The sequence below is a fragment of the Halobacteriovorax sp. RT-2-3 genome, from assembly GCF_047085075.1.
Classification (GTDB): domain Bacteria; phylum Bdellovibrionota; class Bacteriovoracia; order Bacteriovoracales; family Bacteriovoracaceae; genus Halobacteriovorax_A.
Genome location: NZ_JBKIYF010000003.1, coordinates 75,766 through 88,257 on the forward strand (window position 1 = coordinate 75,766; position 12,492 = coordinate 88,257).

Below are 12,492 nucleotides of genomic sequence, written 5' to 3' on the forward strand. Positions count from 1 at the left end.
CCTTTAGTGATTTTTATAAAATTTAGTGCGATAATATTGCTATGGTATTGAAATCACTACTTAGAAATCCAGTACTAGGATTCGGAATATTAATATTTATTATCTTTATCTTTCAGTTAAGAGAAAACGGTGCCTTTCAAAAAAGAGCGGATAGTATGCTTGCAACTTCATGTCGTTCAGTAAAAGTGCGTCTTGATAAGTATATGCACCCTTCTTGGAAGATTGAATGTAATAAAAATAATCTCGAAGTGACAATTCCTGTTGATGAAAAGATCGTACCAGAAGGCACTGACAAAGAAATCCTTCGCCAAGAAATGTATAAGGCGTTGGCCAATTCTTATATTTCAATTTCACGCTATGCTATGGATGAAAGTCTTGAGCGTACGATGATGGTCGTTGTGAAACTTGTTCACCCAAAAATGATTCTCTCTTCTCTTTCAGAAGGGAAATATGTCGTGAAGTTAAAGACTCTTAAGAATAAGAATAACCTAGCTCGCCACATCCATCAGACTATCCAAGTCCAAGAGGTCGCAGAATAAGTCTGCCTTCTCTGCTTTAAAACAAGTCGTGTGTCCATTAACGTCTAAGCAATACTGAAATGCGTGTAAATAAAGACGCTTATCTTGTTCTTTATTATATTCTTCGTTATAAAGCGGATCCCCGATAATTGGAAGGCCAGCATTAGAAAGTTGAACACGTATCTGATGGCGATGTCCTTCGTTGAGTGTAACCCTAACCAACGTAAGATTCTTTCTTTCGTGATAGTAGAGAGAATCTACCTTTAAAGTCGCTTCCACTCCAACATCATTCACAATCATCTTCTCACCTTTAATTCCACTTGAAACGAGACGATCTGTTAGATGTAAACTCTCTTCAAGCTTGCCACTTACGACGGCCAAGTAAATCTTCTCTTTTGCAATTTGAGAAAAAGAATTACGAAGATTCTCATGGATGAGCTCATCTTTAATATAGATAAGCACACCACTCGTTAACTTATCAAGGCGATATAAAAGGCCCTTCTCATAATCCGAGCGAGGGTTTCCAAGGCTTGGAAGATTAAAGTGATCACGCATGAAATTAAGAACAGTATTTGTTTCACTATACTCCATAGGGTGTCCGTGGATCCCCTGTGGCTTATTTAAAACGATAAAAATATCATCCTCATAAATCACTTCAATAGCAACTCCTGTGTAGATAGGATTGACGTGATAGCGATTTAAAAGGTCTCTTGGCAGATATAGCTCACTCTTAGGAGCAAGATGCGACTGTAGCGCAACCTTTGATATATAAGAGGTCTTGATTGCTTTATTGGAAAAATGGAGCTCCCCTTTAAGGAACTCCTTTAATGTATCTTTTTCAGTGAGATTACAGAAATTATTATTGTGCTTCAACTTTGTGGCCATTATCTTCTAGATCACGTTTTCTTATCATAAATTCAACTTTACGATTTTCATTATCAATCTCCATTTGAGATCGACCAGGAAGATCAGTTAAACGAGTATCACCATAAAATACCGTTGAAATTCTTTCTGGATTGATCCCTCTTCTAATGAGAGATTTTGTGGCCGCAGTGGCACGGGCCGATGATAACTCAAGAGCATCACTCTTACCATCATTAGAAACTTCACCGCGAGCAGCATAACCCATAACAAAGACTTTCCAATTTCGCTTTTTAAGAAGATCAATCATTCGCTGATAAGAAGATACCGCAATCTTTGTTGATTCAATTTCAACAGAGCCGCGTTTAAAATAGATTTTATCTTTTATACGAACAACGATCCCTTCAGATTGTTCATATACTGTCACATTTTCGCTTAAGTTAAATTCCTTAAGGTCGTGGCGCATATTTTTTAAAACTTCTTCAGAGCCACGATTAATTTCGTGTTTATCAAGTAACCCTTCCATTGTAAGAAATTCAATTGGAAATGGTTTGATTGGAGTTTGTGATTCCATCATTGTTGGAAAGTTATCAGGAGACTTCCCCTTTTGAATAACTTCACCCTGCTGAAGAACGTTACCACCAAAGGCATTGCGAATTGAACCAAGGGCCGCTTCATACTTAGCAGTCTCAGTCTTTGCAAAAGAAAGAAGTAGTACGAAGAATGTTAGTAGAAGTGTTACAAGGTCAGAGAATGTAGCCATCCACCCCGGAAGGCCAGGAACACACTCAGGACACTTTGCTTTACCACCATCATCTACTACTGCAGCACTATCATCTGCCATTTCTTACTCCTTGATTACCTTTAGTATTTATTCCTCAAATACTGGTTTTTTTATTGGTTTTAAGCCTATTCTTCACCTTCATCCGAAGCAGATCTTTCACTTGGCGGAAGGAATGAATTAAGTTTTTCAATAATCATACGAGGGTTTTCACCTGCAACAATTCCAAGTGTTCCCGCTACTACAATACTCATGGACATAAGTTCCATTTGTGATCGGTATGAAATTTTATTTTTAACAGGTCCTGCAAAAACGTTGGCAATAATCGCACCATAGAACGTTGTCAGAAGGGCAACGGCCATGGCCGGACCAATCGCCGACGGATCTGAAAGGTTCTGAAGCATCTGTACCAGACCGATTAGGGTCCCGATCATTCCCATAGCAGGGCCATCTGCCGCAACACCATCAAAAACATCTGCCCCAGTCTTGTGACGAGACTCCATTGAATCAATATCCATTTGGAGAATCGAAGCAATAACTTCAGGAGGTCTGTTATCCGCTGCAAGAGTCATCGCCTTCTTCATAAACGGATCATCAATTTCAGCTTTCTCTAAAGCAAAAACTGACTCACGTCTGGCAAGCTCTGCTAGTTCTTTAATTTTGTTAATTTTGTCTTTAGGATCAACTGGCGTGAAGAAGATCGATTTCATTGCAATTGCAACAAGACCTTTTACAACCTCCATTGGCCAACGATAAAGAGTTACTCCGATTAGACCTAGACCAACAACAAGTACTGAAGGGACATCAATGAAAATTGAGATCGCCCCACCTGACATAATGGAACCCATGATTCCACCTACTGCTAATACTAATCCAATGACTGATGCTATATCCATACAACATTCCTATGAAAATTTTCCTATTTCATTCTAAGTATCGGAAATGAGAAGTCTTACCTTAATAAAATTTTAGTAAGCACTTTAAATTGCATAGTTGTGGAAATTTCTACCGATTGAAGATGTTCAGTAAGGAGAATAAAAAAATGCCCCTCTCACTAAACCTAAGCTTAATAAGAAGGGCATTAAGGAGATTATTGAGAAACAAGTCCTATGTTTCCAAAAGATTAACTGACTATTTTACTTTAGAAGTATCGACACCATTCTCTTGAAATGTTGTGTCGAGAAACTTAAGCATTTTTGATCTCAATTCATCCATTGAAACAGTATCATCAAGCATTAACTCTTTCTTAATGAAATCAGTTGGTACACCTGAGATTTCAACTAAATCATTTAATTGCACCATAACGTCCTTGTTGTGAGTATCTTTGTTCTGTGTTGTCTGTGTTGTGTTGTTTGTCATATCCATTGACTTCCCTCTCCTGCGACAAATTTTCAACGATCCATGTTGGAGCAATCCTTTGCTTCACTTTGTCACAAAAAAATCATATCTAGCGTGATATTTGAATGTCAAAACTAACAAAACAGATGTAAGAATTTATTAGATTTTTACATCCTTAAAGAAAACCTTAAGAAAGCTATTAGCTTTGGCTTTTAGTTCGAAGAATTCGCTCTCAGCGTCACTTAGTAGAGTGATTCCTCCTCCTGCCCCGTATAGAGCGAGGTTAGAAGATGATGCAATATCTAAAGAACGGATATTTATAGATGATTTATAAATATTGTCAAAATTTAAAATGGTAGAACCTGTGTAAATTCCTCGGTCTTTATTTTCGATATTTTTTATCAATTCAACGACTCTTTTCTTCGGTGCACCAGTGATACTTCCTCCTGGAAACAGGGAGGTAACTAAAGAGAGGTTGTTGTACTCTTCTAGCTCTACACTTATTTTAGAGTACTGATGAATAAGTCCTGGCACATAAAAAAATTCGCGCATTGATTCAACTTTTGAAAAGTTTTTTCCAATGGCAGACAGATCATGTCTTAAGAGGTCTGTAATTATATTGAGTTCACTTGTATTTTTGACGTCGTTAATTAAGAAGTCTTTGCCAAGATGATCGGCCACAGTTCCCTTGATTGGTCTTGTTGTGAGTTTTTTTCTTTCCTGGTCATACTCGTATAAGCATTCTGGAGAATTACTAATAACGAGACGCTCTTCAAATGGAAGACTTAGGATATGTGCAAATTCACCGAGCTTGGGATAAAGCTCTATACTTAAAAATGTATTAATCAGATCATCTGTATTTGAAATTTTTAACTCGATAAGAGAAGTTAGATTTAGCTGGTAACAATTTCCGGCCAATAAATTTTCATATGTCTTATGAAATAGATTTTCATACTCATCTTTAGTAATAATTTTTTCTACTGTAGCTGTCGTTTTCTTATGGGCTTCTGTAGGCCTTATAATGCTTTTCTCTTCAAAGTTTATAAGTGTTGCAAGGCTTAGCTCTTCTTCAAAGTAAGGGGCATCAGACAAAAAGTAATGGCCTAATTCATAATGCAGAGATTGCACATGCCAGCAGTGTCCTAATAAGTCTTTTAAAGCAGCAACAGAGAAGTCCTGTTCAGTTTGACGGAGTCGATCGTAAATTTTCTTATTTGTTATATGAAGGTATTTTGAAGGCCTCTCAAGTTTTAAGAAGCCTTCTTCATGTTTAAAGAGAGCGTAAGTCGATTGACTAGTTTCTGCCATCGTCTTGTGCATAGGCGATATTTTCGAAACTTGTATGCGCACCAACGAATGTTAGCTTTGCAGTTCCAACTTCACCACCACGGTTTTTACCAACGATAACTTCTGCAATCCCCTGATCTTTTGTATCAGGGTTATAATATTCATCACGATATACGAACATAATAATATCCGCATCCTGCTCAATTGATCCAGATTCACGAAGATCCGAAGTCATTGGACGTTTGTTAGGACGAGATTCAACCCCACGGTTAAGCTGTGAAAGTGCGATTACCGGACACTCAAGTTCTTTGGCCATATTCTTTAGGCCCCTTGAAATTTCCGCAATCTGCTGTTCACGAGGAAGCATCTTATTGTGTGAACTCATTAGCTGAAGGTAGTCGATAACCACAAGTCCCAGACCTTCAGATGCTTTGATCTTACGACAAGCAGACTGAATATCGAGAAGGTTTGTCCCAGCATTATCATTAATATAAATTGGCATATCAGCAAGTTGCTGAATCCCCTGCCCAATTTTTCTTAAATCTGTTTCAAGGAACTCTTTTGTACGAATTCTTTTTGAATCGATCTTCGCACGTTGAGTTAGAAGTCTCATTGAAAGTTCCTTGGCCATCATCTCCAGAGAGAAAAGAGCAACTGGAAGTTTTGAGAACTCACAAGCATTCTGTGCAACGTTTAGAGCAAGAGCAGTCTTCCCCATGGCAGGACGGGCAGCTAGAATAATTAACTGACCAGGTTGCATACCAAGTAATAACTTATCAAGGGCACCATAACCAGTCGGTACACCATGAATCTCACCGGCAACGCGCGATGTATCTTCAATTTCTTTAATGTTTTCTTTTAGACACTCATTAAGCTTAATCATACTTCCTTGTTTGGCCTCGTTTGTAAGACCAAAGAAGATTGATTCTACTTCCTGAATGAAGTCTTGTGCATTTCCAGAGAAAGTTGCACCTTTGTCCGCTACCTTTCTAGCTTGGCGAACGAGGTCTCTAAGAGACGCCTTGTCTTTTACAGTCTTTGCATAGTGACGAAGGTTTGCACTTGATACCTGATCTTCTGTAATATCAAGAATGAAGTTCTGACCACCAATTTCATCAAGGCGATTGTGGTCTGAAAGATATGAACAAATTGTTACGTAATCAACAGGGTTATTCGAGTGAACCATATCTTTAATGGCATCGAATACAATTCCATATTTCGGATTATAAAAATCCTTTCCCTCTAATTTTAAATCAGAGATTTCATCAAATGACATACTATCTAAAATTAAGCATGAAAGTAGAGATTTCTCAGAAAGAGTATCGTTTGGAAGTGTTCTTGCGTTGTTCGAGTTGTTTTGCTCAACCATATTCTGCCCCATAATATGATTAGAAAAAAGAAGGGAGGCTTAAAGCCCCCCTCTTTAATATAAGAAAAAAATTAGCTTCTTAGGATTCTATTAGCTTCCATCTTAAGCTTTTCTTCTTCAGACATCTCACCTGAGTTGTCACCAGAAGCAGCAGCTTCAGCAGCTTCTTTAGCAAGAAGTTCTTGAGCAGCTTTCATTGCAGCAAGTTCTTCAGCTTTTTTCTTGTTTTCTTCTTCTTGAGCTGGATCCATTTTTACAGTTACTGTAAAAGTAGCATCTACACCTGCGAAAACTTTAGCTTTAACTTCGTAGCTACCAATCGCACGGATTGGGTTTTCTAGAAGAAGGTGTCTTCTTTCTACATCGTGACCTAGTTTACCTAGTTCAAGAGAAAGTTCGTGAGTAGTAACAGAACCAAATAGTTTACCGTTAGTACCAACTCTTTTGATAAGTTCAATGTTTAGTCCATTGATTGCACCAGCAACTTTTGTTGCAGATGCTTTATCAGCTTCAACTTGCTTAGCAAGTAGTTTCTCAAAGTGCTTAACCTGAGCTGTGTTTGATTCATCAGCTAGAACTGCAGCACCATTTGGAATTAGGAAGTTTCTTGCATAACCAGCTGAAACGTTAACGATCTCACCAACGTTACCAAGAGACTTTACAGTTTCTTTAAGAATAACTTTCATTTTATATCTCCTTATTATTTTTAAAAAATCTTCTAAAGTTGACCCAATAGTCTAATAGGCCAACAATCGCAATAAAACGATGAGCAAAGAAAATAGTCATAATCGCAAGAATTGAGCGAACAAACCCAGTCACCTTAATATATTTTAAGAAGTCTAAGTAAACACCCATTCCTTGAAAGAAATAGAATATTCCTAAGCAAAGTAAGATATTAAGGCCAATAACCTCAACAATCTCACCACCAATATACTCTCCACCTAAGAAGAGAGCTAGCCCAATAACTACGATAAGGGCAAAGTACTCTGGCACTTGAAAGCGCACAAAGTGCTTTAGACCAAATTTGTAGCCATGAAGCATTTTCCATAACTTTGCATTTCTTAAAAGCATGAAAACTGTTAACCATAAAATAAAGAACGTACTTACAAAAATAACAGAGAAGCCCCATTGATAGATTCTCTTAATGATATCTTCTGGGTTTTCAAAAACACTTTGGTAAGTTGCTGCGACTTCACCACCGCGAGCAATTAATTCTTTATAATCTGGTGAATTCTTTAATTGTGACAAACCTTCATTTACTGAAGTTGTAATCGTCGTCGAGATTGTTGAAGGAAAAATCACTTCAATTGTTCCCAAAAGTCCGAAGATCACAAGTAGAAGTATAAATCCTCTCTTTAATAATCCTTTTACAGGATCTTCATTGCGTAAAATCGTAGCGGCACTCAAGTAACCAATGATAACAGCGTAGAATAAAACGTACGCCGAGTTAGCAAGGATTAAGAAATTGTCGTTTGATTGTGCAGCAACAAAACAAAGAACGATCGTTACACCGAAAGTCACAAGCGTCTTTAAGTTTCCATAGATTAAGAAAGCGAATGCCACTGGAAGTGGTGAAAATACACCTAGTGGATAAGCAACGCTTAAAATCAAACTCACAACACATAAGAAAAGTAACTTCCCAATAGTGAAGTTATCTTTCGAAATAAGTGTAAATGTATTTGGTTTCTTATCGTTCATTATCTTTTTCTAATTCCCTTAAGACTAAGTTCTCAACGCTCTTAGTGAGCGAAGTCACCTCTAACGTGAGATACTAGACCAATATTTCTTGCTCTCTTAATTGCAGATTGTGCCCATCTGTGGTGCTTAGTAGAAACACCTGTAACTCTTGCTGGTTGAATTTTACCAAACTCGTTGATAAGCCAGTTGTAAGTTTTTGGATCTTTCCAGTCTGCAGTGATGCTGTTTGCTTTGAACCAACAGTTCTTTCTCTTAGCAAATCTTCTCTTATCTTTTTCTGCACCTTTTTCTAGTTCATCAGTTTGTGAACCTGGGTGAGCTTTTGAGAATGGAGTTTTGTAAGCTTTAACAACAGCTTCTGCGTCTGCGTTGTTGTCTGCTAGTTTAATGATTAGATACTTGTGAACGTCTTCGTTGATTTTGAAACGTCTTTGAAGTTCTGTGTTTAGGTCTTTGTTACCTGAAACGATGAAATAGATGTAGTTACCTGTTTTAGCACCGTTCTTGGCAGTTTGAGCAAATGTTCTCATTCCCCAATCATCAGTTAAAAGGACTTCACCTTCGTAATTTTTTACAACTTCTGCTACTAGGTTTTTAAGGCTAGTTTGTTGCTCTTCAGTTGCGCCCGCGTGAGCTACTAATGCTAACTCATAAATCATACTTTATCTCCTGGACAATAGTTATTATTGGCCTCCCTACCACAGGGAAGCGAGTAAATTAACGGTCAAATGTGGTGCTAATCTATCAGCAACAGCGCTTTGTGTAAAGCGACTTCGGGTACGCGCCACCTTTACGTGATTACAATACGTTGGACAATACAAGGAGGGGCAGAGGTATGTAGTTTCAGACACTTAGATGATAGCGACGGTAATAATATCCCTCGAATGAGCGTAAAATAGCCTAAATATGCGAATTTTTTTCAATTTATTCAAAAGAGAACAACCTAAACTACTGAATTCTCGAAAAGGTGGCGCGTACTACTTTAGTCGAGCCATTCAAGAAGGACGTCGATCTTAGCGTTGATATCATCGATTTCAAGAATTCCCTGCTTTAGATCTGGCGAAGTAACCACAAATTCAGTAATGGCCCCGATTAAAACAACAGGATCTTTTGTTGCTTCCATGAGGGCATCGTACTCAACTTGATTTTTAAAAAATGATTTTGCCCAATGACGAAAAACGAGACCAAGCCTTTGCAGTGAAATCATGTGCTCAGGCATCACTGTTAAAAACTCTGTAATCGGGTCGACTTCAATTGTATTAAATGGAAGCTCTTCATTATAGACGTCCATGATGAGACCTTTAAAAAGAGGCTCAAGAACAACAAGCATTGTTCCATCTTTTGATTTTTGAAGAATTTGTACGCGGCCAAGCCCCACAACTCTCTTTACCGCATGATACTTTTCATGGTCAATTCCAATGGTATCAGCTTCTTCATCAGCATCTTGCAAAGTCGCATAGGCCAAAGCGACAGGTGTATTAGTTTTCTCTGCTTCATGAATCATATGAATGTAGCGTGGTTCAAAAATATTGAGGGGCTTTTTTAAGATCGCCTGATATGAAACTTTATGTAATGGGAATAGAAGTGCTCTCATATCAGTAAAACCTTAAAAGCAAGTAAGGGTGCCTTAGGCACCCATGCAGCTAGAATATTTCGTATTGTTCAACGTGATAAGAGTTCTCCGAGCGAATCTGAAGATTAACGCTGAATACCTCTTCCATCGTTTCGATAATATCAAGCTCTTCACCACAAAGAGATGCCGTCACTTCTGGGTGAGCATAAATTGATATCTTCTTTGACTCTGGATTGTTGCGAATTTTCTTTCCAAGTTCACGAACAATCTCATAGCAAATCGTATTTACTGTTTTTACAATTCCATTTCCTTCACAGTATGGACAAGGCTCACACATGATACGTGTAAGAGTGTCACGAGTTCTCTTTCGAGTCATCTCAACAAGCCCTAGTTCGGAAATAGGAAGGACTTTTGTTTTTGAACGATCTTTCTTAAGAGCGTCTACTAGTGAGTTATAAACAGCTTCGCGGTTTTCAACTTTTTCCATATCGATAAAGTCGATAATAATAATCCCACCACAGTTTCTAAGTCTTAGCTGATAAGCGATCTCTTTAACTGCTTCAAGATTAGTGCGAAGAATTGTTTCTTCTAATGTTTTTCGTCCGACAAATTTACCCGTGTTAACATCGATTGAAACAAGGGCCTCTGTTTGGTCGATATTTAGTGAACCACCTGAACGAAGGTAAACCTTATTGCTTAGTCCCCTTTCAATTTCAATATCAACACCAAATTTTTCAAAGATCGGATTTGTTTCATCAAAGAATTTTGCCTTCCCCTTAATTTGTGGAAGATACTTTGTTGCAAATTTTTCAACTTCTTTCACACCGTCTTTATCGTCGATAATAATATTATCAACATCTTCATCTGTAATATCTCTTAAAACTCGTTGAATAAAAGTTAAGTCTTCATAACAAAGCGCAGGTGCTTTTTCTTTTTCAGATTTCTTTTGCACCTCTTTCCAAATTTTTGTCAGCATATCGTAGTCAGACTTAAGAGTTTTATATGAGCTTCCTTCCGCAACAGTACGAGCAATAACACCCTTACCTTCTGGACGAATTGTCTCAAGCATCTCTTTTAGACGATCACGCTCTTCCTCATTTTCAATACGGCGAGAAACACCAGTGTGCTCAATAAAAGGCATATAAACAACATAGCGCCCAGGGATTGTTACATGACGAGTAACACGTGGACCTTTAGTTGAAATAGGCTCTTTTGCAACTTGAACAATGATCTCATCCCCTTCTTTTAAGAATGATTCAATCGTTGCAGACTCTGGACGCATTTTCATATCCATCGATTCTGAAAGAGTTGCTAACTCATCAGGAATCACAAGACCATTTTCTTTCTTCTCTTTCTTAATTTCCTCGGCCTTCTTTGCCATCTCTCTTTGCTCATCAAGAGTCGGAAGATAAGCATCATCAACGTAGAGGAAAGCTGCTTTTGAATAGCCGATGTCAACGAATGCAGACTGCATTCCTGGTAAAACTCTTAATACTTTTCCTCGGTAGATATTCCCAAGGCGTGGATGCGGCGTTGTCGTTGGCTTAGTTCTCTCCATTAGGAAGTCGAGAATTTCACCATTCTCCATCAAAACAGCACGCCACTCGTTAACTGTTTTGTTAATAATTAAATCTTTAGACATATATATTCCTTTTAAACTCAAATCGAAATATGCAATAAAAACACGAGGCAAGTCGGCGAGCATAGCTCAAGCCAAAGACTTTAACCTACTAATAATTGTACGTCTGGGCAAGGTTTTGCGCTAGAAGATATAATATTCCGCGTTACCCTACTCAACTAATCAATCATTAAAATAAATTAGAATTAAATGAAGATACCAGCGATACAGGCCGTCATGAAACATGCAAGTGTCCCTGCAATTAGAGACTTCACACCTAGCTTTGCAAGGTCTTGCTTACGGTTTTCAGCGATCCCACCGATTCCACCAATTTGAATCCCAATTGATGAGAAATTGGCAAAACCACAAAGGGCATACGTTGCAATAGTAATTGAGCGCTCCGATAGGTTACCCATATTCGCCTTAAGGTCTAAGTAGGCCACGAACTCATTTAGTACTAACTTCTTACCAAGAAGCATTCCCACGATTTCCGCATCCTTCCACTCAACACCTAATAACCAAGCAAATGGAGCAAATAATTTACCCATGATTAGCTCAAGAGTAATTCCTTCAAAACCAAACCAACCTGTGATTAGGCCAAGAGCACCGTTGAACATTGCTACAAGAGCAATGATTGCAATCAACATTGCACCAACATTAATGGCAAGCTTTACACCTTCACTTGCACCATTGGCCGCAGCATCGATTAAATTTACACTGTTATCTTTTAAATCTAATTTTAAGTCACCTTGAGTTAGAGACTCTTGTGTCTCTGGCACCATAAGCTTGGCACAAACAAGTGCCGCTGGAGCCGACATAACTGATGCCGAAAGTAAGTGTGCAGCATCAATTCCAAAACCAACATATGAAGCAAGAACCCCACCTGCAACAGTGGCCATTCCACCAGTCATTAGCGCCATAAGTTCCGATTGTGTCATTTTTGAAACCAGTGGCTTTACCACAAGTGGTGCCTCAGTTTGCCCAGCAAAGATATTGGCAGCGGCCGCTAGAGACTCAGCTCCCGATGTCCCCATCACAACTGACATAACTTTAGCAAAAGCCTTAATAACAACCTGCATGATACCTAAGTGATAAAATACACTCATTAATGAAGACATAAAAATAATTGTCGGAAGAACCATGACAAAGAAAATAAAGCCGAATTTTGGAACATTTGAAAGTGGACCAAAGATAAAGCCTGAACCTTCGTTAGTATAATTTAGAATTGCAGTGAAAAAACCACGTGCACCTTCAAAGAAGTTTTGCCCTACATCAGTTTTTAGAATGATGAGACCAAAGAAGATCTGAAGAGCTAGCCCAGAAAGAACGAGACGCCAATTAATTTTCTTACGGTTATTTGATAATGCAAAAGCAACACCAACCATAACGATCAAACCAAATGCCGAAATAACTCTTTCCATGGAATACCCTATAACTAAATTAAATTAA

At 38.2% G+C, this 12,492-nt stretch carries 13 protein-coding genes; 1 reads left to right on the forward strand and 12 read right to left on the reverse strand.

The window, feature by feature from the left end:
- The first annotated feature begins 41 nt into the window (after positions 1 to 41).
- Positions 42 to 539, forward strand: coding sequence for a hypothetical protein (locus ACMAYX_RS10885; protein WP_146037738.1), 498 nt, complete (start codon positions 42 to 44; stop codon positions 537 to 539).
- On the opposite strand, the gene ACMAYX_RS10890 is transcribed toward ACMAYX_RS10885, so the two are convergent.
- The 12 genes from ACMAYX_RS10890 to ACMAYX_RS10945 form a co-directional block, all read right to left on the reverse strand.
- Positions 489 to 1,403 carry a pseudouridine synthase gene (locus ACMAYX_RS10890; RefSeq protein WP_412469884.1) on the reverse strand — a complete coding sequence of 305 codons (915 nt, stop codon included), beginning with the start codon at positions 1,401 to 1,403 and terminating at the stop codon, positions 489 to 491. The genes ACMAYX_RS10885 and ACMAYX_RS10890 overlap by 51 nt on opposite strands.
- The gene (locus ACMAYX_RS10895; RefSeq protein WP_103216392.1) at positions 1,378 to 2,223 is read right to left on the reverse strand and encodes a flagellar motor protein MotB; all 846 of its coding nucleotides are present in this window, start codon (positions 2,221 to 2,223) and stop codon (positions 1,378 to 1,380) included. The genes ACMAYX_RS10890 and ACMAYX_RS10895 overlap by 26 nt, the downstream gene beginning before the upstream one ends.
- 65 nt (positions 2,224 to 2,288) lie before the next feature.
- Positions 2,289 to 3,056: a motility protein A gene (locus ACMAYX_RS10900; protein WP_103216391.1), complete on the reverse strand. Its 768-nt coding sequence runs from the start codon at positions 3,054 to 3,056 to the stop codon at positions 2,289 to 2,291.
- 235 nt (positions 3,057 to 3,291) lie between these two features.
- Complete coding sequence (locus tag ACMAYX_RS10905) at positions 3,292 to 3,525, reverse strand: hypothetical protein (RefSeq protein ID WP_021266251.1); 234 nt, start codon at positions 3,523 to 3,525, stop codon at positions 3,292 to 3,294.
- Between the two features lie 132 nt (positions 3,526 to 3,657).
- Complete coding sequence (locus ACMAYX_RS10910; protein ID WP_412471946.1) at positions 3,658 to 4,818, reverse strand: chorismate-binding protein; 1,161 nt, start codon at positions 4,816 to 4,818, stop codon at positions 3,658 to 3,660.
- Entirely contained in the window at positions 4,793 to 6,154 is a 1,362-nt protein-coding gene (gene dnaB, locus ACMAYX_RS10915) for a replicative DNA helicase (protein WP_233189671.1), read from the reverse strand. Before dnaB ends, ACMAYX_RS10910 begins: the two co-directional genes overlap by 26 nt.
- Before the next feature lie 71 nt (positions 6,155 to 6,225).
- Positions 6,226 to 6,840, reverse strand: coding sequence for a 50S ribosomal protein L9 (rplI, locus tag ACMAYX_RS10920; RefSeq protein WP_103216388.1), 615 nt, complete (start codon positions 6,838 to 6,840; stop codon positions 6,226 to 6,228).
- A gap of 1 nt (position 6,841) precedes the next feature.
- Positions 6,842 to 7,852: a DUF2232 domain-containing protein gene (locus tag ACMAYX_RS10925; RefSeq protein WP_412471947.1), complete on the reverse strand. Its 1,011-nt coding sequence runs from the start codon at positions 7,850 to 7,852 to the stop codon at positions 6,842 to 6,844.
- 41 nt (positions 7,853 to 7,893) lie between these two features.
- Complete coding sequence (rpsR, locus tag ACMAYX_RS10930) at positions 7,894 to 8,511, reverse strand: 30S ribosomal protein S18 (RefSeq protein ID WP_103216386.1); 618 nt, start codon at positions 8,509 to 8,511, stop codon at positions 7,894 to 7,896.
- Positions 8,512 to 8,834: 323 nt separating this feature from the next.
- Entirely contained in the window at positions 8,835 to 9,446 is a 612-nt protein-coding gene (locus ACMAYX_RS10935) for an LON peptidase substrate-binding domain-containing protein (protein WP_103216385.1), read from the reverse strand.
- 49 nt (positions 9,447 to 9,495) lie between these two features.
- On the reverse strand, positions 9,496 to 11,067 hold the full coding sequence (locus tag ACMAYX_RS10940) for an Rne/Rng family ribonuclease (RefSeq protein WP_103216384.1): 1,572 nt from the start codon (positions 11,065 to 11,067) through the stop codon (positions 9,496 to 9,498).
- Positions 11,068 to 11,249: 182 nt separating this feature from the next.
- Positions 11,250 to 12,464, reverse strand: a complete 1,215-nt coding sequence (locus ACMAYX_RS10945; RefSeq protein WP_103216383.1) for a NupC/NupG family nucleoside CNT transporter — start codon at positions 12,462 to 12,464, stop codon at positions 11,250 to 11,252.
- Between the last annotated feature and the right edge of the window lie 28 nt (positions 12,465 to 12,492).

Bases quoted from the DNA above. Each gene is read 5' to 3' on its own strand.
- ACMAYX_RS10885 (WP_146037738.1), top strand. From the start codon at position 42: ATGGTATTGAAATCACTACTTAGAAATCCAGTACTAGGATTCGGAATA.
- ACMAYX_RS10890 (WP_412469884.1), bottom strand. From the start codon at position 1,403: ATGGCCACAAAGTTGAAGCACAATAATAATTTCTGTAATCTCACTGAA.
- ACMAYX_RS10895 (WP_103216392.1), bottom strand. From the start codon at position 2,223: ATGGCAGATGATAGTGCTGCAGTAGTAGATGATGGTGGTAAAGCAAAG.
- ACMAYX_RS10900 (WP_103216391.1), bottom strand. From the start codon at position 3,056: ATGGATATAGCATCAGTCATTGGATTAGTATTAGCAGTAGGTGGAATC.
- ACMAYX_RS10905 (WP_021266251.1), bottom strand. From the start codon at position 3,525: ATGGATATGACAAACAACACAACACAGACAACACAGAACAAAGATACT.
- ACMAYX_RS10910 (WP_412471946.1), bottom strand. From the start codon at position 4,818: ATGCACAAGACGATGGCAGAAACTAGTCAATCGACTTACGCTCTCTTT.
- dnaB (WP_233189671.1), bottom strand. From the start codon at position 6,154: ATGGTTGAGCAAAACAACTCGAACAACGCAAGAACACTTCCAAACGAT.
- rplI (WP_103216388.1), bottom strand. From the start codon at position 6,840: ATGAAAGTTATTCTTAAAGAAACTGTAAAGTCTCTTGGTAACGTTGGT.
- ACMAYX_RS10925 (WP_412471947.1), bottom strand. From the start codon at position 7,852: ATGAACGATAAGAAACCAAATACATTTACACTTATTTCGAAAGATAAC.
- rpsR (WP_103216386.1), bottom strand. From the start codon at position 8,511: ATGATTTATGAGTTAGCATTAGTAGCTCACGCGGGCGCAACTGAAGAG.
- ACMAYX_RS10935 (WP_103216385.1), bottom strand. From the start codon at position 9,446: ATGAGAGCACTTCTATTCCCATTACATAAAGTTTCATATCAGGCGATC.
- ACMAYX_RS10940 (WP_103216384.1), bottom strand. From the start codon at position 11,067: ATGTCTAAAGATTTAATTATTAACAAAACAGTTAACGAGTGGCGTGCT.
- ACMAYX_RS10945 (WP_103216383.1), bottom strand. From the start codon at position 12,464: ATGGAAAGAGTTATTTCGGCATTTGGTTTGATCGTTATGGTTGGTGTT.